Raw genomic sequence first — 20,271 nt, forward strand, 5'->3', positions numbered from 1 at the left:
ATGACGATGAATCGCAGACATTTTTCCCTGGCCGTCGGCGCCGCCGCCACGATCGGCAGTCTGCGCGTCGCGCAGGCGCAAGGCGACACCCCGCTGGTGCTGGGCCAATCGGCCGCCATCACGGGGCCGGCGGCGCAACTGGGCATCCAGTTCCAGCAGGGGGCCAAGCTCTTCCTGGACCAGTACAACGCGCAGCCGGCCGCGGGCCGCCGCAATGTGGTGCTCAAGACCCTGGACGACGGCTACGAGCCCGACCGCTGCGCCCTCAACACCCAGAAGCTGATCGAGGAAGACGTGTTCGCGCTCTTCGGCTACATCGGCACGCCCACCAGCCTGGCCGCGCTGCCGCTGGCGGTGAAGGACAAGGTGCCATTCATCGCCCCGTTCACCGGCGCGATGTCGCTGCGCGAGCCCTTCCAGAAAAACGTGTTCCACCTGCGCGCCTCGTACAACGACGAGACCGCGCTGATGGTCAAGCACCTCACCCACCTGGGCCTGAAGAAGATCGCGGTCTTCTATCAGAACGACGCCTACGGCAAGGCCGGGCTCGACGGCGTCACGCTGGCGCTGTCGCAGCAGTCGCTCAAGCCGCTGGCCATGGCCACGGTGGAGCGCAATTCGTCCGACGTGGCGCAGGCGGTCAAGACCCTCGTGGCGGCCAAGCCCGACGCGGTGGTGCAGGTGGGCGCGTACAAGGCCTGTGCCGCATTCATCCGCCAGGCGCGCAAGGCGGGCTACGGCGGCACCTTCTTCAACGTGTCCTTCGTGGGCACGCAGGCGCTGGCCGACGAACTGGGCAAGGAAGCGGCGGGCGTGATGGTGACGCAGGTGGTGCCCTCGCCCTACAACCCGGCCAATGCCCTCACGCGCGAGTTCACCGACGCGGTGCGCAAGGCCGGCGGCGGGGCCAGCGCCAACTTCTCGAGCATGGAAGGCTACCTGGCCGCCAAGGTGCTCACCGAGGGCCTGCGCAAGACGCCGGGCAAGGCCACGCGCGACGGCCTGATCGCCGGCCTGGAGAGCATCGACCGCCAGCAGTTCGGCGGTTTCGAGGTGTCGTTCTCGGCCAGGAACCACGTGGGCTCGAAGTTCGTCGAGCTGTCGATGCTCACGGGCGACGGCAAGGTCCGGACCTGAGGCCGAAGCCGGGCGGCGGCCCAGACTTCTGGTCGGCAGTTCAGCCGCCCAGCCCGTCCACCGCCTGGAACATCGCCTGCCGGGCCTGGCTCACGATCTGCCCGCGCCAGGCATCGGTGTCCGTATAAAAAGCCTCCAGCATCCGTGCGCGGATGCCGTCGGCCAGGTCGGCCGGTGCTTCCGGATGCTTGTGCAGCCAGTGGTCGGCCCGCAGCGCGCCCGTGACTTCCAGGATCGGCAGCGTGCCGTATTCGAGGGCGATGCCGGTGTATTCGGCATTCGGGCATTCCTCGTACACGGCGTCCCACATCAGGCCGCGCAGCAGCGCCGAAGTCGATGAGCCGTCGTAGATCGAGGTGACCGGCGCGGCCGGCGTGCCCCACCAGGCGTTGGCGCGCGCCCAGGCGACCTTGTCGTCTTTGCCTGCATAGATGCGCTCGCCCAGGCCGTTGGGACCCAGCCCCGTGTGCAGGTCGATCCAGGCAATGCGCCTCGCATGGCCCGCATGGCGGCGCAGCACGCCGCGGAGGGTCTTGTTGCTCCAGGTCGGCGCCTTGCCGCCGAAGAAGAGCCCGTCGTCGAACTGGTACTGGCCGCTGGTCACGGCCGCCTGGTAGGCCGTGGTGCCGTGCTTGTCGATCCATTTGGCAACGGCGGCCTGGTTCTCCGGCGTGGGCGGCCAGGTGTCGGGCAGCAGCAGCGGATGCAGCCTGGCGTAGGACTCGTTGACCGGCAACGGCTTCGAGAAATCGATGAAGTTGCGGTTCAGATCCACGTTTTCGTGCGTCACGCGGCGGCCGTAAGAAAAGCCGTGCGGGTTGAGCGCATGCACATAGAGCACCGCCACGCCCTGGGCCTTGGCTTTCTCGCGCCATTCGGCGTCGTGCAGCGCGAACACCTGCACGCCGCTGCCGCAATGGCCTTCGACGCCGTGGCAGGCGCTGGTGACGACCAGCAGTCGCTCGGCGTTCGCATCGCCGTCGAGCGCCACGTCCATCGAAAGATCTTCGCCGTCGCGGCCCTTCAGCGGGTGCGCATGCGGCTCCACGGTGAGGCCCGCGCTCACGCAGCCTTGCAGGAACTTCTGGCGCGCCTGGGCGTAGCGCGCCGAAAAGGCCTCCCCGATGCCGATCATGCGGCGCTGCCGCCGGACTTGTTGAGGAACTGCTCGGCGATCTGCACCCAGCAGGTCGCGCCCAGCGGGATCAGATCGTCGTTGAAGTCGTAGCTCGCGTTGTGCAGCGTGCACGGGCCTTCGCCGTGGTGCACGTCGCGGTGCGCGCCGTCGCCGTTGCCGATGAAGGCGTAGGCACCGGGCTTGGCCTGCAGCATGAAGGCGAAGTCTTCGGAGGTCATGGCGGCCTCCTGCTTCAGCACGTTCTCGGCGCCGACGATGCCGGCCATCACATCGCGCGCGAAATGGGCCTCGGTCTCGGTGTTGATGGTGGGCGGGTAGTAGCGCTCGAAGCGGAAGTCGCAGGTGGCGTCGTGCGCGGCGCAGATGTGCTCGCAGATCTGCTTCATGCGCGCCTCGATCATGTCCAGCACCTCCAGCGAGAAAGTGCGCACCGTGCCCGACAGCTCGCAGTTGTCGGGGATCACGTTGTTGGCTTCGCCCGCGTGGATGGTGGTGACCGAGATCACGGCCGAATCGGTCGGCTTCATCTTGCGCGTGAGGATGGTCTGGAAGGCCTGCACGATCTCGCAGGCGATGGGCACCGGGTCGATGCCGGTCTGCGGCAGCGCGGCGTGGCCGCCCTTGCCGATCACGTTGACGAAGAACTTGTTGCCCGAGGCCATCACCGGGCCGGGGCTCACCGCGAACTGGCCGGCCTTCATGCCGGGCCAGTTGTGCATGCCGAAGACGGCGTCCATGGGGAACTGCTCGAAGAGCCCTTCCTTGATCATCTCGCGGGCGCCGCCGCCGCCCTCTTCGGCCGGCTGGAAGATCAGGTAGACGGTGCCGTCGAAGTTGCGGTTCTTTGCCAGGTGCTGGGCGGCCGCGAGCAGCATCGCGGTGTGGCCGTCGTGCCCGCAGGCGTGCATCTTGCCCTGGTGCTTGCTGGCGTGGGCGAAGGTGTTGAGCTCGGTGACGGGCAGTGCGTCCATGTCGGCGCGCAGGCCCACGGCGCGGTTGCTGGTGCCGTTCTTGACGATGCCGACCACGCCGGTGGTGCCCAGGCCCCGGTGAATGGGAATGCCCCATTCGGTGAGCTTGCCTGCCACCACGTCGGCGGTGCGGACTTCTTCGAAGCAGAGTTCAGGATGGGCGTGGAGGTCACGTCGGACGGCGGCGATGCCGGCCGCCTGCGTGACGAGCGAATCGATGAGTTTCATGGGGCACAGTCTAGATAAAAAGTACGCCCCCAGGCTACGCCTTCCCCCTACCGGGGGCAACACCAGCGGCCCGGCAAAGCCGGTTCCGCGGTGTTCCGCGAACAGAAACTCAGCGGCCGAGGCTCTTGAGGTACTCGGTGCGCGCGGCGATCGCGGTGTCGGTGAAGTCGGTGAAAACGCCGTCCACGCCGAGCTTGTAATAGATCGCGTACTCGTTCTTGCCGTCCTTGTTGTAGTCCGCGGCCAGGCGGCGCGACTCGTTGCGGAAGGTGAAGGGGTGCACGAAGAGGCCCGCCTTGTGGGCGTCGGCGATCAGCGTGGTGGGCGAGACCGAGGTGGCGTCGGCGTCGTTGATCTTGCCGTCGTTGTTCACGTCCAGCGGCTTGCCGTCGGCGCCGATGCTGCCCTTGATGGTCACGATGTAGCGCTTCCACGGGCCGATGCCGTCGGCATAGGTCTTGATTTCGGCCAGGCCCGCGGGCGTGACCATGACGTCGAAGTTGCGCTTGTCGCCGGCCTTGGTCCATTCGTAGGGGCGGTCGACCGGCACGGCATAGGTCATGGCGCCGGTCTTCATGTCGATGCCGTCGCCGTCGATCAGCTGGATCAGCCTGGTGTTCAGGCCCTTGGCCTTCATGTACTTGAGGCTGCCCGGCTCGAACGACTGCACGTAGATGGGCGCGGTCTTGCTGTTCCAGCCGGCCGCGTTGATGGCGGCGATGACCTTGTCTTCCATGGGCAGGCCCAGGTCGCGGAAGTAGGTGGGGTTCTTGGTTTCCGGATAGATCGCGATGGTGCGGCCGGTTTCCTTCGACTTGGCCTTGGCGAAATCGATGATCTCCTGGAAGGTCACGACCTTGAACTTGCCGTTGAATTCCTGCGGGCGCTCGGCGTCGGTGGAGATGCCGCCCAGGGTCTTGATCTCGGCCAGCGTGAAGTCGTTGCTGAACCAGCCGGTCTGGGTTTCGCCGTCGACCTTGATGGTCTTCTTGCGCGAGGCGAAGCGGGGGTGCTTGGCCACGTCGGTGCTGATGGCCAGGTTGGGGTCGTGGCGGGCGATGAGCACGCCGTCCTTGGTGGAGACCAGGTCCATCTCGATCACGTCGGCGCCGAGCTCGATGGCGCGCGCATAGGCTTCCAGCGTCTGTTCCGGCAGGTAGCCCGAGGCGCCGCGGTGGGCAATGACCAGCGGCGGGTTGCCGTCCAGCGTGAGGAGCCTGGCGGGGCCCGAGGGGCCGGTGCCGGTGCAGGCCGCAACGCACAGGGCGGCGGTGGCGGTCAGTGCGATCTGAAGGGTGCGCATGTTTTTTTCTCCATCCAAAAGAGGCGCAGGGTACCCGCTCCCGATGACAGTCAGAACAAGTGCCGGCGCGGGGCATCGACTTCTTGGACAATCTGTTGCATGCCCCACACGCTTTCCCCCCAAAGCCTCGCGCTGGCCCAGTCGCTGGTGCGCATGAACACCATCAGCGCGAACAGCAATCTCCAGCTGATCGACCTCGCGCAGAGCCACCTCGCCGCCCTGGGCGTGAAGAGCCGCATCACCTACAACGCCGAGCGCGCCAAGGCGAACCTGTTCGCCACGCTGGGCGAGGGCAAGCCGGCCGGGGTGATCATGTCGGGCCACACCGATACGGTGCCCTGGGACGGCCAGGACTGGAGCGTCGACCCGCTCTCGGCCGTGGTGCAGAACGAGCGCCTCTACGGCCGCGGCTCGGCCGACATGAAGAGCTTCATCGCGATCGCGCTGGCCAACGCCAAGCGCTTTCTCGAAAGCGACTCGCCCTTCGCGGTGCATTTCGCCTTCAGCTATGAAGAAGAAATCGGCTGCTTCGGCGTGAAGGAACTGATCGCCGACATGCGCGATGCCGGCATCAAGCCGCTCGCCTGCATCGTGGGCGAACCCACCAGCATGGTGCCCGCCATCGCGCACAAGGGCGTGTATCGCTACAAGTGCTGCGTGCGCGGCAAGGAGGCGCATTCGTCGCTCACGCCCAGGTCGGTCAACGCCATCGAGATGGCCGCGCGCGTGATCGGCAAGGTGCGCGACATGGCCGAGGACTTCGAGCGCAGCGAGCCCCGCTACGAAGGCTTCGACGTGCCCTTCAGCACCGCGAGCGTGGGCCAGTTCCACGGCGGCATCGCCGACAACGTGGTGCCGCGCGATGCCGAGTTCCGCTATGAATTCCGCGATCTGCCCACGGCCGACGCCAGGCGCATGCAGTCCGACGTGCTGGCCTACGCCGCGAGCATCGAGCCCGCGATGAAGAAGGTGGCGCCCGATGCGGGCTTCAAGTTCGAAACGATCTGCGAGATCCCGAGCTTCCTCGGCGCGGCCAGCGACCCGGTCACGCTGCTCGCACAGCGCCTGGCGGGCGAGGACCGCACCACGCTGGTGGCCTTCGGCACCGAAGCGGGCCTGTTCAAGAACGCCGGCATCCCCACGGTGGTGTGCGGACCCGGCAGCATCGAGCAGGCGCACCAGCCCGACGAGTTCGTGAGCCTGGAGCAGCTGGCACGCTGCGAGCTGTTCATGGAGCGCCTGGCCACTTCGCACACCATTGGCTGAAGAAGACGACGGCAGCGATGCGCTGCGGCGCATGAAGCGCGTCGCGCTCGGCCTGCTGTGCGCGGCGGCGCTGCTCTATGCGGTGGCGAGCGTGCTGCATGCGCAGCATCCGGCCTGGGGTTATGTGGCAGCGTTTGCGGAGGCCGCGATGGTCGGCGCCATTGCCGACTGGTTCGCGGTGGTCGCGCTGTTCCGCCATCCGCTGGGCCTGCCGATTCCGCACACCGCGATCATCCCGAGCAACAAGGACCGCATCGGCGCCAAGCTCGCGGGCTTCATCTGCAACAACTTCCTGAGCACCACGCAGGTGCTCGCCAAGCTGCGCGATTTCGACACCGCCGGCCGCATCGCCGACTGGCTGGCCCGGCCCGCGAGCGGCGAGAAGCTGGGCGAATGGGGCGTGGCCGCCACGCGCTACGGGCTCACCGCCTTCGACGACGAGCGGGTGCGCGCCTTCATGGGCCGCGCCGCGGCGGCGGGCCTGGAAAAGATCGACCTTTCGCGCCTCACCGGCCAGGCCCTGGACGCGCTCACGGCCGGCGGCCGCCATCAGGCGTTGCTGGACGACGTGCTGCAGCAGGTGGCGGGCCTCCTCGAAGGCGACGAGATGCAGGCCCACATCACCGAGGCGATTGCGCGCGAGATCAAGACGCTGCGCTACGTGGGCCTGGACCAGGTCGCGGCCAAGCTCGCCACGCGCAAGATCGTGGCGGCCGTGGCGCGCACCATCGGCGAGCTCGCGGCCGAGCCCGAGCACCCGATGCGCAAGCGCTTCGACCATTTCGTCGACGACTTCGTGGTGCGCCTGAAGCTGGACCCCGAGTTCCAGCAGCGCGGCGAGCAGATCCGCGCCGAGCTGATGGCGCACCCCGCGCTCGGCGACTACCTGCACGGCCTGTGGGGCGAACTGCTCGCGTGGCTGCAGGACGACCTGGGCCGCGGCGATTCGACAATCCGCCAGCGCATCGCGTCGATGGCCGGCGCACTGGGCACACGGCTGCAGGCCGACGAAGCCATCCGCCGCTGGATCAACGAGCAGATCGAGGCCGCCGCGCCGCTGGCCATCGAGCGCTACCGCGAGGACATCCGCCGCTACATCGAGGAGCGGGTCGGCGAATGGAATGCCGAAGAGATGACGGTGGAGCTGGAGCGCCACATCGGGCGCGACCTGCAGTTCATTCGCATCAACGGCACGCTGGTGGGCGGGCTGGTGGGCCTGTTGATCCACACCGTGACGCAGCTGCTGCGCGGGTGAGCCGCGGCGCGCGAAAGTCCGCCTGTCGCGCGCGGGACCGCGCCTGAACCCCTCCTTCCTCCTAGACTGCTCGGGCATTCACAAGAAGGAGAAGACATGCCCCGTCGCCCGTTCCGCGCCGTCTCGCTGATCGCCCCTTTGCTCGCCCCGCTCTTCCTGCTGGGCGCCTGCAGCACCTTCGTCGCGCCACCGCCGGCGGCGGTCGTCACCCGGCCTGCTTCGTGGGCGGCGCCCGAGGTGCTGGTCGCGCCTTCTTCGTTCTCGGGCGTGCACGGCCTGGCCATCGACCAGAAGGGCCGGCTGCTCGCGGGCTCGGTGCTGGGCAACACGCTGTGGGAGGTCGACCGCAACACCGGCGCGGCCAAGGTGCTGATCGATGCACCCGAGGGCCAGGCCGACGACATCGCGGTCGGCCCGCAGGGCGAGCTGGCCTGGACCAACTACCTCATGGGCATGCTGCGCTACCGCGAGAGCGACACCGCGCCGCTGCGCGTGCTCGCCAAGGACCTGCCCGGCCTCAACTCGCTCGCCTTCGACGGCAAGAGCGGCAAGCTCTACGCCTCGCAGGTGTTCCTGGGCGATGCGCTATGGGAAATCGACCGCGCCGGCCAGAAGCCGCCACGGCTCATCAAGAAGGACATGGGCGGCTTCAACGGCTTCGAGGTCGGGCCCGACGGCATGCTCTACGGGCCGCTGTGGTTCAAGGGCCAGGTCGTGAAGATCGACCCGGCAAACGGCGACCTGCGCGTGATCGCCGAGGGTTTCAAGATCCCGGCCGCCGCCAACCTGGACGGCAAGGGCAACCTGTGGGTGGTCGATGCGCGCAGCGGCGAACTGGTGCGGGTGGAACTCGCCACCGGCAAGAAGACCGTCGCGAAACAGCTGCGGCCTTCGCTGGACAACCTGGCCATCGCGCCCGACGGCACGATCTACGTCTCGAACATGGCCAACAACGAGGTGCAGGCCTTCAACCCCGCCACCGGCGAGCTGCGCACGCTCACCAGCGGCAAGCTGGCGGTGCCGGCCGGCATGAAGATCGACGGCAACGACCTGTGGGTGGCCGACGTCTTCGGCTTCCGCCAGGTCGACGTGCGCACTGGCGAGGTGCGCGACGTGTTCCGCATGCAGCGCGAGCCCGAGCTGGACTACCCGTTCGCGGTCGGCCTGTCGCCCAGGCTCTTCGCGCTGACCTCGTGGTTCACCGGCACGGTCCAGCTGGTCGACCGACAGACGCTGAAAACCGTCGACACCATCCACGGCCTGAAGGCGCCCTTCGACGCCATTCCCATGCCCGACGGCAGCGTGATCTACGCCGAGATCGCCACCGGCAGCATCACGCGCGCCAGCGGGCCGAAGTTTGCAGACAAGTTGGTGCTCGCCAGCGGCCTGAACGGCCCGGTGCAGATGATCGTCGGCCAGGACGGCGCGCTCTACGTCACCGAGGCGGCCGGCAAGCTGCTGCGCATTCCGCTGGACGCCAGCGCGCCGCTGCGCACCATCGCCGAGGGCCTCGCCCTGCCCGAAGGGCTGGCGCAAACGCCTTGGGGCAGCTTCATCGTGGCCGAGAGCGCAGCGCGGCGGCTGGTGGAGATCGATGCGGCCACCGGCACCCGCCGCACCGTCGCCGAGAACCTGCCCATCGGCCTCGCAGCCGGCCCCGGACTACCGCCACCTTATGTGGTCACCGGGGTGGCCGTAGGCCGCGACGGCATGGTCTACATGTCCGCGGACCGCAACAATGCGATATATCGAATTCGCCCCGTAATCTTGCGTAACGATAAGTAGAAAATTTGATTTACTTTTAAAAACAAATATTACAAACTGGCTGGGACGCCGCGCGGCGCCCCGATCACATCCGGTTGTCGAGGCTGCGGGCGTTCTCTTTCCGAAAGGGAAAACCGCATGACTCCCCTCGTCGTAGGCCAGTTGCTGTCGCCCGAGTACTCCATGGGGCTGGTAGCACTTTCGTTCCTGATCTCGTTCGCGGGATCGTTGGTGGCATTGATCTGCGCGGGCCGCATGGTCGGCGCGGACGGCAAACCCAACCTGGCCGTCGTGGCCTGCGCCGCCGTCGCGCTGGGCGGCATCGGCATCTGGTCCATGCACTTCATCGGCATGCTGGCCTACCGGCTGCCCGTGGCCATTGCGTACAACCTGCCGCTGACGATCGTGTCGCTGGTGGCGGCCATCCTGATTTCCGGCATCGCGCTCTATCTGGCCGGCGGCCGGCGCAAGTTCAGCAAAGCGGGCTGGCTGGCCGGCAGCCTGCTGGCGGGGCTGGGCGTCTGCGTGATGCACTACATGGGCATGTTCGCGATGAACATGCGCGCCGAGATGGAATTCGACCTGGGCACCGTCGCGCTGTCGGTGCTGATCGCGGTCACGGCCGCTGCGGCCGCGCTGTGGCTGGCGTTCAACCTGCGCAAGCTGAGCCACCAGATCGCGGCCGCCGTGGTGATGGGCGTGGCAGTGTGCACCATGCACTACGTGGGCATGAGCGCCGCCAGCATGATCTGCACGGCCGCGGCACCGGCCGACGCGCTCGCCATCGGCGGCAGCTACATGGGCCTGTCGGTGTTCGGCACGGCCGGCGCGGTGCTGATCTTCATCTACTGGGTGGTCACCGGCAGCAGCCTGGACGCGCCCGCCGCACCCACGGCGACCGCTGCGCGCCATCGCGCCCGCACCAGCTAGTTGGCGCAAGCGGGCGCAAAGCCTGCCCCCTAAAGTCTGTGTGGAGCGAAACCCAGCGATCTGCACAGACCCCATGCCCGTCATCGAATCCAGGCTGCAAGCGGCCAGCGAGACCTTCCAGGCCAACCGCGCCGGCATGCTGGCGCTGCTCGATCAGGTGCGCGCCCACGAGTCCCGCGCCGCAGCCGCATCGGGCGCGTCGGCCGAGCGATTTGCCCGGCGCGGCCAGCTGCTGCCGCGCGAGCGGCTCGCGCTGCTGCTGGACACCGGCGCCCCTTTTCTGCCGCTGGCCTCGCTCGCGGGACTGGGACATGACAACCCCGACCTGTCCAGGAGCGTGCCCGGCGGCGGGCTGCTGTCGGGCATCGGCCAGGTCTCGGGCGTGCGCTGCATGGTCAACGCCTCCGACTCGGGCATCGACGCCGGCGCGCTGCAGCCCATGGGCCTGGACAAGCAGCTGCGCGTGCAGGAGATCGCGCTGGAGAACAAGCTGCCCTACGTGCAGCTGGTCGAAAGCGCCGGTGCCAACCTCATGCAGTACCGCGTGCAGGACTTCGTGCGCGGCGGAAGCATCTTCCGCAACCTTGCGCGCCTGTCGGCCGCGGGGCTGCCGGTGGTGACGGTGACGCACGGCTCCTCGACGGCAGGCGGCGCCTACCAGACGGGCCTGTCGGACTACATCGTGATGGTGCGCGACCGCACGCGGGCCTTTCTTGCGGGGCCTCCGCTGCTGAAGGCGGCCACCGGCGAGATCGCGACCGAAGAGGAACTGGGCGGCGCCGTGATGCACACCCACGTCTCGGGTCTGGGCGACTACCTGGCCGAAGACGACCGCGACGCCATCCGCATCGCGCGCTCGATCCTCGGCGGCATCGACTGGGCACGCAACGAAGCGCCGCGGCCCTTCACACCGCCGCGCTACGACGCCGAAGACCTGCTCGGCATCATGCCCAGCGACGGCCGCCGGCCGGTGGACATGCGCGAAGTCATCGCGCGCATCGCCGACGGCTCCGAGTTCCTCGAGTTCAGTACGCACTACGGCAGCGCCACCGTCTGCGGCCACATCCGGCTCGAAGGCCATGCGGTGGGCATCGTCACCAACAACGGCCCCATCGATTCCGACGGCGCGACCAAGGCCACGCACTTCATCCAGGCCTGCTGCCAGTCGCGCACGCCCATCGTCTACCTGCAGAACATCACCGGCTACATGGTGGGCCGCGCGCACGAGGAGGCCGGCATCATCAAGCACGGCGCCAAGATGATCCAGGCCGTGACCAGCGCGACCGTGCCGCAGATCACGCTGCATTGCGGCGCCTCGTACGGCGCGGGCAACTACGGCATGTGCGGCCGCGGCTTCGCGCCGCGCTTCTGCTTTTCGTGGCCCAACGCGCGCACCGCGGTGATGGGCGGCGAGCAGGCGGCGAAGACCATGGCCATCGTGATGGAGGCCGGCATGGCGCGCAAGGGCGCGGTCGACACCGCGAAGATCGATGCGATGCAGCAGCAGATCGTCGAGCGCTTCGACCGGCAGATGAGCGTGTTCGCCACCAGCGCGCTGCTGCTGGACGACGGCGTGATCGACCCGCGCGACACGCGCGCGGTGCTGGCGGAGGTGCTGTCGGTGTGCCGCGATGCCGATGCGCGCGTGCCGCAGGCGATGCAGTTTTCGGTGGCACGGCCATGAACACCCGCATGCACGCGTTCAGCAAGATCCTCATCGCCAACCGCGGCGAAATCGCGGTACGCGTGATGCGCACCGCGCGCGCCATGGGCTATCGCACGGTGGCCGTGTATTCGAGCGCCGACGCCGATGCGGAGCATGTGCGGCAAGCCGACCAGGCCGTGTGGATCGGCGAATCGCTGCCCGCGCAGAGCTACCTGAACATCGCCGCGATCATCGAGGCCGCACGCACGAGCGGCGCGCAAGCCGTGCATCCCGGCTACGGCTTCCTCGCGGAGAACGCGGCGTTCGCAGAGGCCTGCCGCGATGCGGGCTTGGTCTTCATCGGCCCCTCGCCCGAAGCCATTCGCGCGATGGGCGACAAGGCTGGTGCCAAGCGGCTGATGCAAGCTGCAGGCGTGCCGTGCATTCCGGGCTACCAGGGCGACGACCAGAGCGCAGCCACGCTCGCCGCCGAGGCCGCGCGCATCGGCTGGCCGGTGATGATCAAGGCGACGGCCGGTGGCGGCGGGCGCGGCATGCGGCTCGTGCCATCGGCCGCTGTCTTTGCCGAGCTTCTGCAGAGCGCGCAGTCCGAAGCGCTCCATGCCTTCGGCGATGCGACCGTGATCCTGGAACGCGCCATAGTCGCGCCGCGCCACATCGAGATCCAGGTGTTCGCCGACCGGCACGGCAACGCCATCCACCTTGGCGAGCGCGACTGCTCGGTGCAGCGGCGGCACCAGAAGGTGATCGAGGAGTCGCCTTCGCCGGCCGTGTCCGCCGAGTTGCGCGAACGCATGGGCGCGACGGCCGTTGCGGCGGCAAAAGCCATCGCGTACGAAGGCGCGGGCACGCTCGAATTCCTGCTCGATGCCGACGGCCAGTACTGGTTCATGGAGATGAACACGCGGCTGCAGGTGGAGCATCCGGTAACCGAGGCGGTGACGGGGCTGGACCTGGTCGAGCTGCAGTTGCGTGTTGCAGCCGGTGAGCCCCTGCCTCTTGCGCAACAGGATGTGCTTATCAGCGGCCATGCCATCGAAGTGCGGCTGTGCGCCGAAGACCCGCAACAAGGCTTCATGCCGCAGAGCGGAACGCTCGTCGCGTGGCGGCCTTCGCCGACCCTTCGCACCGAGCACGCGTTGCGCGATGGCGCCGAAGTGCCGGCTTTTTACGACTCGATGATCGCGAAGCTGGTGTCGCACGGCCGCACCCGCGACGAAGCGAGGCAGCGCCTGATGGCAGGCCTGCAGGACACGGTGGCGCTCGGCATCGCGACCAACCAGCAGCTTCTGCAGCGCGCGCTGTCGCACCCGGTGTTTGCCGAAGGTGCCGCGACGACGGCCTTCATCGCCGCGCATGCCGATGCACTGCTTGCACCCGACACCGTCACGGAAGGCTACGCCGCATGGCTGGCCGCGCTGCTGCTTCAACTGGGCGAACGCGGCTGGCCTTCGCCGCTCGCGCACAGGCTGCCCACCGACCTGCGCTTCGCGCTCGACGGCAAGGCGCATGCGGCGCGTGTGACGCCGCAGGGCGTGGGTCGTTTCGATGTCGCACTCGATGCTGGTGAGCCCGAACAGATCGAGCTGCTGTCGCTGTCCGGCGATGGTGCTGTGCGCTTCTCATGCCACGGTGTTTCGGAGCAGGCCGTGTCGGTGCGCAAGTCCGCCGCCCACCTGTGGTTTCACTTCCGGGGCCGGGCCTTCGAACTCCACGATCTCACCCATGTGGCGGTGCCCCGTGCCGGTGCCGCAGGCGGCGACGGCCTGCTGCGCGCCTCGATGAACGGCCGCGTCATCGCGCTGCTGGCCGCCGAGGGAGACACGGTCGCTGCCGGCCAGCCCCTCGTCACGCTCGAAGCGATGAAGATGGAACATGTGCACTGCGCACCGCGCGCCGGTCGTGTTGCCGCGCTGCATGTCGCAGTGGGCGCACAGGTGGCCGCGCGCCATGTGGTGGCGGAAATTGCCGACGCCTGAGGCGGCAGACCGCCTTTTCGATTTCCAGAAAGCCTTTCGAATGAACGCTCCCTCCCGCTACCGCTCCGTGTTCTCGCCCGGCCTGTTCGCCGGGCAGGTGATCGTCGTGACCGGCGGCGGCTCGGGCATCGGCCGCTGCACGGCGCACGAACTCGCATCGTTGGGCGCGCAGGTGGTGCTGGTCGGCCGCAACATCGAAAAGCTGCAACAGGTGCAGGCCGAGATCGTCACGGCGGGCGGCAAGGCCAGCACGCAGGCCTTCGACATCCGCCAGGAAGAAGCCGTGCGCGCGGCGATCGCCGAAGTCGTCGCCGCACACGGCCGCATCGATGGCCTTGTGAACAACGCGGGCGGCCAGTACATCACCCCGCTCGCCGCCATCTCGGCCAAGGGCTGGGAGGCGGTGATCCACACCAACCTCACGGGCGGCTTCCTCGTCGCGCGCGAATGCTTCGTGCAGAGCATGCAGGCCCATGGCGGCGCCATCGTCAACATCGTGGCCGACATGTGGGGCTCGATGCCCAACATGGGCCACAGCGGCGCGGCGCGCGCGGGCATGGTGAGCTTCACCGAGACGGCCGCGCTCGAATGGGCCGCGAACGGTGTGCGCGTGAATGCCGTGGCGCCCGGCTACATCGCATCCAGCGGCATGGACCACTACCCGCCCGAAGCCGGCGACATGCTGCGCGCCATGCGCAAGACCGTGCCCGCGGGCCGCTTCGGCAACGAAGCCGAGACCTCCGCCGCCATCGCCTTCCTGCTGAGTCCCGCCGCGAGCTTCATCAGCGGCAGCGTGCTGCGGGTGGACGGCGCGCGGCCGCAGGTGCGCATGGGATGGCCGATGGCGCTGCCCGATGCAGCGGCGCAGCAACGCGCCGCGGTGCGGCCCTTCGACGGCTTTCATCTGGCGCAGACGCCGCGCGTGTTCCAGAAGAACGAAGAAACGAACGACTGACCGGAGACAAGCGACATGCAGTACACCCACGAACACCTTGAGATCCAGAACACGTTGCGCCGCTTCATCGACGAGGAAATCAACCCGCACGTCGACGAATGGGAAGAGGCCGAGATCTTCCCCGCGCACGAGGTCTTCAAGAAGCTCGGCAACCTCGGGATGCTGGGTCTCAACAAGCCCGAGGCCTTCGGCGGCGGCGGCCTCGACTACTCGTATGCGATGGCCATGGCCGAGGCACTGGGACACATCAGCTGCGGCGGCGTGCCGATGGCCATCGGCGTGCAGACCGACATGTGCACGCCCGCGCTCGCGCGCTTCGGCAGCGACGAACTGCGCCGCGAGTTTCTTGCGCCCGCCATCGCGGGCGACATGGTCGGCTGCATCGGCGTGAGCGAGCCCGGCGCGGGCAGCGATGTGGCGGGCTTGAAGAGCCATGCACGCAAGGACGGCGACGACTACCTCATCAGCGGCCAGAAGATGTGGATCACCAACAGCCTGCAAGCCGACTGGATGTGCATGCTGGTCAACACCGGCGATGGGCCGGTGCACCGCAACAAGTCGCTCGTGATGGTGCCGATGAACCTTCCGGGCATCGAGAAGGCGAAGAAGATCCGCAAGATCGGCATGAATTCGAGCGACACCGGGCTCATCTATTTCGACAACGTGCGCGTGCCGCAACGCTTTCGCATCGGCGAGGAAGGCCAGGGCTTCATCTACCAGATGCAGCAGTTCCAGGAAGAGCGCCTCTGGGCGGCCGCCAGTTCGCTCGAACCGATGGAAGACTGCATCGCGCAGACCATCGAATGGGCGCAGCAGCGGCAGATGTTCGGTGCCACGCTGGCCGACCAGCAGTGGGTGCAGTTCAAGCTGGCCGAACTGAAGACCGAAGTGGAAGCGCTGCGCGCCCTCACCTACCGCGCCTGCGACCTGCATGTGCAGGGCGAGGACGTGCTCGAACTCGCCTCGATGGCCAAGCTCAAGACGGGGCGGCTCACGCGGCAGGTGGCCGACACCTGCCTGCAGTTCTGGGGCGGCATGGGGTTCACGCTGGAGAACCGCGTGGCGCGGCTGTATCGCGACGGGCGCCTGGGCTCGATCGGCGGCGGCGCGGACGAAGTGATGCTGGGCATCCTCGCGAAGACGATGGGCATCGCCAAGCGGCCGCCGCGCGGCTGAAGAAGCTTGCAGCGCATGGACGCCGAACTGCAAGCCGATCGCGCGGCGCTCGCCGACACGGTGCGGCGCTTTGCCGAGAGCGAGATCGCGCCGAACGTCGAAGCCTGGGACGACGCGGGCGAATTTCCGCGCGCGCTCTACACGCGCGCCGCGGAACTCGGGCTGCTCGGCCTCGGCTATCCCGAAGCGTTCGGCGGCACACCGGCTTCCTATTCGCTCAAGCTCCCCGCATGGATTGCACTCGCGCGCCACGGCAAGAGCGGCGGCGTGCTCGCGAGCCTGTTCTCGCACAACATCGGCCTGCCGCCGGTGGTGCTGCATGCGAGCGACGAGGTGCGCCACGAAGTCGTGCCCGCCGTGCTGCGCGGCGAGAAGATCGCGGCGCTCGCGATCACCGAACCCGGCGGCGGCTCCGACGTCGCGGCGCTGCGCACGACCGCAAGGCGCGACGGCGACCACTACGTGCTGAACGGCGAGAAGACCTTCATCACCTCGGGCATGCGCGCCGACTGGATCACGGTGGCGGTGCGCACTGGCGAAGGACGCGGTGCGGGCGGCATCTCGATGCTGCTGGTGCCCGGCGATGCGGCCGGCCTTTCGCGTACGCGCCTTTCGAAGATGGGCTGGCTGTGCTCCGACACCGCGACGCTGCACTTCGACAACGTGCGCGTGCCGGCGCGCTACCTGCTCGGGAACGAAGGTGAAGGCTTTCGCATGGTCATGGGCAACTTCAACGGCGAGCGCATCGGCCTGGCCGCCGGTGCGCTCGGCTTCGCACAGGCGTGCCTGGACGAAGCGCTGGCCTGGTCGCGCGAGCGCAAGACCTTCGGCGCGGCGCTCGTCGAGCATCAGGTCGTGCGCCACAAGCTGGTGGACATGCAGATGCGCATCGCCTCCACCGAGGCGTGGCTGGAGGCCGTGTGCGCTGAAGGCGATGCGCACGAAGCAGAGGGCCGTTTCAATGCGCCCGAATGGGTGGCGCAGGTCTGCATGCTCAAGAACCACGCGACGCAGACCATGCAGTTCTGCGCCGACCAGGCGGTGCAGATCCTCGGCGGCATGGGCTTCATGCGCGGCACGGTGAGCGAGCGCATCTACCGCGAAGTCAAGGTGATGATGATCGGCGGCGGGGCCGAGGAGATCATGAAGGAGCTGGCGGCACGGCAGCTCGGCTGGGTCTAGTCACTTCTTCGCCAGCGGAAAACTGTTCTTCATCGACAAGGTGCGCAAGGCATGGCCTTTCGCGCGGGGCCTGCTTACCATCGATCGCACACGGGAGCCGCCGTCCGGCTCTCTTCATCCGCATCCGGCAGGAGCCCGCGTGATCTTCGTTTTCCATCTTCTCGACAAGCCCGATTGCGCCGCGCTCCGCAATGCGATCCGCCCCGCGCACAAGGCCTACCTGGCCCAGGTGGCCGACCGCATGGCCTTCGCCGGGCCGCTGCTGTCCGACGACGGCAAGACCATGATCGGCAGCTTGCTGGCCATCGACTTCGCGAGCCGCGAGGCCGCAGCGCAATGGCAGGCCGACGAGCCCTTCACGCGCGCCGGCCTCTACGCGACAAGCTCGTTGCTGCCCTTCGTGAACCTCTGGCCGCAGAAGTTGGGCTTTCCGCCCGCCGAGTGAGCGGACGCACCCCATTCATGTTCAAGCACATCGTGATGTGGACCCTGCGCGGCGACTCGGAAGAAGAGAAAGCCCGAGCCGCGGCGCTGCTCAAGCGCAAATTCGAATCGCTGCGCGGCCAGATCCCCGGGCTTCTGCACCTCGAAGTGGGTGTCGATTCGAGCCGGATCGGCTATGCCTGCGACGTGGTCCTCTACAGCGAGTTCGACAGCCAGGCATCGCTCGACGCCTACGCCACGCACGCTGCGCATCTGCGCGTGCGCGAAGAGCTGGGCGACATGCGGATCGCGCGGCACCAGGTCGACTACGCGGCGGATTAAAGGGGCAGATCAGTCGTTCTGCTCGGGTTCGCCCCGCTCCGCCGCAGCCAGCGCGGCGGCCGCGCGCAGCTTGTCCTTCTTGCTCGGCCGCGCGCCCTTGATGCCGCCGGTGCCCGAGGCATCGACCACCGGCACCGCCACCTCGGTCGGCTCGAAGCCTTCGATGCGCTCGCGCGGCAGGCTCAGGCCCTGGCGTTTTTCGATCACGCGGAAATGCGCCTCGGTCGCCGCGCTCACGAAGCTGATCGCCAGGCCGCTTTCGCCCGCGCGGCCCGTGCGGCCGATGCGGTGGATGTAGTCGGTGGGCGAGCGCGGCAGGTCGTAGTTGATGACCACCGGCAGCTGCGCGATGTCGATGCCGCGCGCCGCGAGGTCGGTGGCGATCACCACGTCCCACCGGCTCTCCTTGAACTGCGCAAGGATGCCGGTGCGCGTGCCCTGCGCGATGTCGCCGTGGAAGGGCACCGCGTACACACCGTTCTTGTAGAGCTTCTCGGCCACGATCTGTGCCGAATGCTGGGTGGCGACGAACACCAGCACGCGCTCCCATTCGTTCTCTTTGAGCAGATGGCGCAAGAGCTGGGTGCGGCGGTTCGCATCGACCTCGATCACGCGCTGCACGATGTTCGGCTCGGTGCCGGGCTCGCCCTGCACGTCGATGACCGCCGGGTTGCGCAGCATGCCGTCGGCCAGCGACTGGATGGCGGGCGGAAAGGTGGCGGAGAAGAGCAGGTTCTGCCGTTGCGCCGGCAGCAGCGCGAGGATGCGGCCGAGCTCTTCGGCAAAGCCCAGGTCGAACAGGCGGTCGGCCTCGTCGAGCACCAGCATGGTCACCGCGCCCAGCTTGAGCGCGTTGTGCTCGACCAGGTCGAGCAGGCGGCCCGGCGTGGCGACCACGATGTCGGCGCCGCCGCGCAGGCTCATCATCTGCGGGTTGATCGAGACGCCGCCGAAGGCGATGGCGATCTTCAGGCGCTCGGGCAGATGCTGCGCGAGGCTCCGCATGGTTTCGCCGACCTGGGCGGCGAGTTCGCGCGTGGGCACCAGCACCAGCGCGCGCACGCGGCGCGGTGACGGCGCGGGCTCGGCCGCCAGGCGCTGCAGCAGCGGCAGGGAAAATGCGGCGGTCTTGCCGGAGCCGGTCTGCGCCGAGCCCCGCACGTCGCGGCCCTGCAAAATTGCGGGGATGGCCGCGGCCTGGATGGCGGTCGGCGCGGTATAGCCGCTTTCGGCGGCAGCCTGCACGAGCGCGGGGGCCAGCCCCAGTGAGTCGAATGGCATGTGAACAGACAGAAAGAGAAACCCGGACAAGAAGATAGAGAGATGGACCGAATGGCAACGACAAAAAGCAATCAGGCCAGCGCCCTGGTGTACTCCACCGAGGCGGGCGGCCGCATGTGCCCCGATTGCCGCGCGCCGATGGCGCAGTGCCGCTGCAAGGAACTGAAGGCGCGCGCGCCGGCCACGGACGGCATTGTGCGTGTATCGCACGAGACCAAGGGCCGCAAAGGCAAGGGCGTGACGGTGGTCAAGGGCCTTGCGCTGGACGCCGCGGCGCTCGCAGCCGTGGGCAAGCAGCTCAAAACGGCTTGCGGCTCGGGCGGCACGGTGAAGGACGGCACCATCGAGATCCAGGGCGACCACCGCGAACTGGTGATCGCCGCGCTGGTCAAGCAAGGCCACACCGTCAAGCGCGCAGGAGGCTGAAGCAACGCATGAAACCCGAAGACCTGCAGCGCCTCGTGAGCCTGGAAATGCCTTTTGGCAAGCACAAGGGCACGCTGATCGCCGATTTGCCCGGAAATTACCTGACCTGGTTTGCGCGTGAGGGTTTTCCCTCAGGAGAAATCGGCCGGCTGCTCCATTTGATGCATGAAATAGACCACAACGGGCTCTCGGACCTGCTCAAACCGTTGCGAAACAGCCCATCGAGGCGAGATGTTTCTCAATAACACACGATTTATCCACGTTTTTTCACAAACTGGCGTGGATAATTCCACCCACGTGTCTGTGAGCTTTGTCTCCCGTGCACGTAATTCGGTGATCGGTCAGTTTCGCGCCACAGCGCACTTGTTTGTTGTGATTCTGGGACTCCATCGCTTTTGTTTTGTTGGTTTGAATTAGGAGTCCCTCCATGGGCAAGAAACTCTACGTAGGCAACCTCGCCTACTCCGTGCGTGACAACGACCTGGAACAGGCTTTCGGCGAGTTCGGCTCGATCGTCAGCGCCAAGGTCATGATGGAACGTGACACCGGCCGTTCGAAGGGCTTCGGCTTTGTCGAAATGGGCTCGGATGCCGAAGCACTCGCAGCTGTCGAAGCCATGAACGGCCATTCGCTCCAGGGCCGTGCCCTGACGGTGAACGAAGCACGTCCGATGGAAGCACGTCCCCCCCGCACCGGCGGTGGTGGTGGCGGCTACGGCGGCGGCGGTGGTGGCGGCTACGGTGGTGGTGGCGGCGGCGGCGGTTACGGCGGCGGCGGTGGCGGCCGTAGCGGTGGCGGCGGCGGTTACGGCGGCGGCGGCGGCGGTGGTCGCGGCGGCTACTAAGCCCT

At 67.7% G+C, this 20,271-nt stretch carries 19 protein-coding genes; 15 read left to right on the forward strand and 4 right to left on the reverse strand.

The window, feature by feature from the left end:
* Nucleotides 1-1,137 carry an ABC transporter substrate-binding protein gene (locus tag ABIC90_RS11770; protein WP_354354293.1) on the forward strand — a complete coding sequence of 379 codons (1,137 nt, stop codon included), beginning with the start codon at nt 1-3 and terminating at the stop codon, nt 1,135-1,137.
* A 40-nt stretch (nt 1,138-1,177) separates the two neighbouring features.
* Here the strand turns inward: ABIC90_RS11770 and ABIC90_RS11775 are convergent, their stop codons facing one another.
* The 3 genes from ABIC90_RS11775 to ABIC90_RS11785 form a co-directional block, all read right to left on the reverse strand.
* Nucleotides 1,178-2,272 (reverse strand): M14 family metallopeptidase, encoded by a 1,095-nt coding sequence (locus ABIC90_RS11775; protein ID WP_354354294.1) that lies wholly within the window; start codon nt 2,270-2,272, stop codon nt 1,178-1,180.
* Nucleotides 2,269-3,474, reverse strand: coding sequence for a M20 aminoacylase family protein (locus ABIC90_RS11780; protein WP_354354295.1), 1,206 nt, complete (start codon nt 3,472-3,474; stop codon nt 2,269-2,271). Before ABIC90_RS11780 ends, ABIC90_RS11775 begins: the two co-directional genes overlap by 4 nt.
* A gap of 109 nt (nt 3,475-3,583) precedes the next feature.
* Nucleotides 3,584-4,777 carry a glycerophosphodiester phosphodiesterase gene (locus tag ABIC90_RS11785; RefSeq protein WP_354354296.1) on the reverse strand — a complete coding sequence of 398 codons (1,194 nt, stop codon included), beginning with the start codon at nt 4,775-4,777 and terminating at the stop codon, nt 3,584-3,586.
* A 99-nt stretch (nt 4,778-4,876) separates the two neighbouring features.
* Here ABIC90_RS11785 and argE point away from each other — a divergent pair, with 99 nt between their 5' ends.
* The 11 genes from argE to ABIC90_RS11840 all read left to right on the forward strand — a co-directional run bounded on the left by argE (nt 4,877) and on the right by ABIC90_RS11840 (nt 17,715).
* The gene (argE, locus tag ABIC90_RS11790) at nt 4,877-6,043 is read left to right on the forward strand and encodes an acetylornithine deacetylase (protein ID WP_354354297.1); all 1,167 of its coding nucleotides are present in this window, start codon (nt 4,877-4,879) and stop codon (nt 6,041-6,043) included.
* Nucleotides 6,036-7,298 (forward strand): DUF445 domain-containing protein, encoded by a 1,263-nt coding sequence (locus ABIC90_RS11795; protein ID WP_354354298.1) that lies wholly within the window; start codon nt 6,036-6,038, stop codon nt 7,296-7,298. The genes argE and ABIC90_RS11795 overlap by 8 nt, the downstream gene beginning before the upstream one ends.
* A gap of 96 nt (nt 7,299-7,394) precedes the next feature.
* On the forward strand, nt 7,395-9,083 hold the full coding sequence (locus ABIC90_RS11800) for a hypothetical protein (protein ID WP_354354299.1): 1,689 nt from the start codon (nt 7,395-7,397) through the stop codon (nt 9,081-9,083).
* A 117-nt stretch (nt 9,084-9,200) separates the two neighbouring features.
* Nucleotides 9,201-9,992, forward strand: a complete 792-nt coding sequence (locus tag ABIC90_RS11805; protein ID WP_354354300.1) for an MHYT domain-containing protein — start codon at nt 9,201-9,203, stop codon at nt 9,990-9,992.
* A gap of 73 nt (nt 9,993-10,065) precedes the next feature.
* Nucleotides 10,066-11,676: an acyl-CoA carboxylase subunit beta gene (locus tag ABIC90_RS11810; RefSeq protein ID WP_354354301.1), complete on the forward strand. Its 1,611-nt coding sequence runs from the start codon at nt 10,066-10,068 to the stop codon at nt 11,674-11,676.
* Nucleotides 11,673-13,637, forward strand: a complete 1,965-nt coding sequence (locus ABIC90_RS11815) for an acetyl-CoA carboxylase biotin carboxylase subunit (protein ID WP_354354302.1) — start codon at nt 11,673-11,675, stop codon at nt 13,635-13,637. The genes ABIC90_RS11810 and ABIC90_RS11815 overlap by 4 nt, the downstream gene beginning before the upstream one ends.
* A 40-nt stretch (nt 13,638-13,677) precedes the next feature.
* The gene (locus ABIC90_RS11820) at nt 13,678-14,592 is read left to right on the forward strand and encodes an SDR family oxidoreductase (protein ID WP_354354303.1); all 915 of its coding nucleotides are present in this window, start codon (nt 13,678-13,680) and stop codon (nt 14,590-14,592) included.
* 15 nt (nt 14,593-14,607) lie between these two features.
* Nucleotides 14,608-15,768 (forward strand): acyl-CoA dehydrogenase family protein, encoded by a 1,161-nt coding sequence (locus ABIC90_RS11825; protein ID WP_354354304.1) that lies wholly within the window; start codon nt 14,608-14,610, stop codon nt 15,766-15,768.
* Nucleotides 15,769-15,783: 15 nt separating this feature from the next.
* Nucleotides 15,784-16,950: an acyl-CoA dehydrogenase family protein gene (locus ABIC90_RS11830; RefSeq protein ID WP_354354305.1), complete on the forward strand. Its 1,167-nt coding sequence runs from the start codon at nt 15,784-15,786 to the stop codon at nt 16,948-16,950.
* Between the two features lie 139 nt (nt 16,951-17,089).
* Nucleotides 17,090-17,395 (forward strand): YciI family protein, encoded by a 306-nt coding sequence (locus tag ABIC90_RS11835; RefSeq protein WP_354354306.1) that lies wholly within the window; start codon nt 17,090-17,092, stop codon nt 17,393-17,395.
* Between the two features lie 17 nt (nt 17,396-17,412).
* The gene (locus ABIC90_RS11840) at nt 17,413-17,715 is read left to right on the forward strand and encodes a Dabb family protein (RefSeq protein ID WP_354354307.1); all 303 of its coding nucleotides are present in this window, start codon (nt 17,413-17,415) and stop codon (nt 17,713-17,715) included.
* 9 nt (nt 17,716-17,724) lie between these two features.
* Here the strand turns inward: ABIC90_RS11840 and ABIC90_RS11845 are convergent, their stop codons facing one another.
* The gene (locus ABIC90_RS11845; RefSeq protein WP_354354308.1) at nt 17,725-18,996 is read right to left on the reverse strand and encodes a DEAD/DEAH box helicase; all 1,272 of its coding nucleotides are present in this window, start codon (nt 18,994-18,996) and stop codon (nt 17,725-17,727) included.
* Between the two features lie 51 nt (nt 18,997-19,047).
* Here ABIC90_RS11845 and ABIC90_RS11850 point away from each other — a divergent pair, with 51 nt between their 5' ends.
* The 3 genes from ABIC90_RS11850 to ABIC90_RS11860 all read left to right on the forward strand — a co-directional run bounded on the left by ABIC90_RS11850 (nt 19,048) and on the right by ABIC90_RS11860 (nt 20,266).
* Entirely contained in the window at nt 19,048-19,422 is a 375-nt protein-coding gene (locus tag ABIC90_RS11850; RefSeq protein WP_206176755.1) for a translation initiation factor Sui1, read from the forward strand.
* Nucleotides 19,423-19,430: 8 nt separating this feature from the next.
* The gene (locus tag ABIC90_RS11855) at nt 19,431-19,667 is read left to right on the forward strand and encodes a DUF3820 family protein (protein ID WP_354354309.1); all 237 of its coding nucleotides are present in this window, start codon (nt 19,431-19,433) and stop codon (nt 19,665-19,667) included.
* Nucleotides 19,668-19,849: 182 nt separating this feature from the next.
* Nucleotides 19,850-20,266, forward strand: a complete 417-nt coding sequence (locus ABIC90_RS11860; RefSeq protein WP_354354310.1) for an RNA recognition motif domain-containing protein — start codon at nt 19,850-19,852, stop codon at nt 20,264-20,266.
* The last annotated feature ends 5 nt before the right edge of the window (nt 20,267-20,271 follow it).

This window comes from Variovorax boronicumulans (genome assembly GCF_040544675.1).
Classification (GTDB): Bacteria; Pseudomonadota; Gammaproteobacteria; order Burkholderiales; family Burkholderiaceae_C; genus Variovorax; species Variovorax boronicumulans_D.

Coding starts and splice junctions, on each gene's coding strand:
- ABIC90_RS11770 (WP_354354293.1), top strand. CDS start 1: ATGACGATGAATCGCAGACATTTTTCCCTGGCCGTCGGCGCCGCCGCC.
- ABIC90_RS11775 (WP_354354294.1), bottom strand. CDS start 2,272: ATGATCGGCATCGGGGAGGCCTTTTCGGCGCGCTACGCCCAGGCGCGC.
- ABIC90_RS11780 (WP_354354295.1), bottom strand. CDS start 3,474: ATGAAACTCATCGATTCGCTCGTCACGCAGGCGGCCGGCATCGCCGCC.
- ABIC90_RS11785 (WP_354354296.1), bottom strand. CDS start 4,777: ATGCGCACCCTTCAGATCGCACTGACCGCCACCGCCGCCCTGTGCGTT.
- argE (WP_354354297.1), top strand. CDS start 4,877: ATGCCCCACACGCTTTCCCCCCAAAGCCTCGCGCTGGCCCAGTCGCTG.
- ABIC90_RS11800 (WP_354354299.1), top strand. CDS start 7,395: ATGCCCCGTCGCCCGTTCCGCGCCGTCTCGCTGATCGCCCCTTTGCTC.
- ABIC90_RS11805 (WP_354354300.1), top strand. CDS start 9,201: ATGACTCCCCTCGTCGTAGGCCAGTTGCTGTCGCCCGAGTACTCCATG.
- ABIC90_RS11810 (WP_354354301.1), top strand. CDS start 10,066: ATGCCCGTCATCGAATCCAGGCTGCAAGCGGCCAGCGAGACCTTCCAG.
- ABIC90_RS11815 (WP_354354302.1), top strand. CDS start 11,673: ATGAACACCCGCATGCACGCGTTCAGCAAGATCCTCATCGCCAACCGC.
- ABIC90_RS11820 (WP_354354303.1), top strand. CDS start 13,678: ATGAACGCTCCCTCCCGCTACCGCTCCGTGTTCTCGCCCGGCCTGTTC.
- ABIC90_RS11825 (WP_354354304.1), top strand. CDS start 14,608: ATGCAGTACACCCACGAACACCTTGAGATCCAGAACACGTTGCGCCGC.
- ABIC90_RS11830 (WP_354354305.1), top strand. CDS start 15,784: ATGGACGCCGAACTGCAAGCCGATCGCGCGGCGCTCGCCGACACGGTG.
- ABIC90_RS11840 (WP_354354307.1), top strand. CDS start 17,413: ATGTTCAAGCACATCGTGATGTGGACCCTGCGCGGCGACTCGGAAGAA.
- ABIC90_RS11845 (WP_354354308.1), bottom strand. CDS start 18,996: ATGCCATTCGACTCACTGGGGCTGGCCCCCGCGCTCGTGCAGGCTGCC.
- ABIC90_RS11850 (WP_206176755.1), top strand. CDS start 19,048: ATGGCAACGACAAAAAGCAATCAGGCCAGCGCCCTGGTGTACTCCACC.
- ABIC90_RS11855 (WP_354354309.1), top strand. CDS start 19,431: ATGAAACCCGAAGACCTGCAGCGCCTCGTGAGCCTGGAAATGCCTTTT.
- ABIC90_RS11860 (WP_354354310.1), top strand. CDS start 19,850: ATGGGCAAGAAACTCTACGTAGGCAACCTCGCCTACTCCGTGCGTGAC.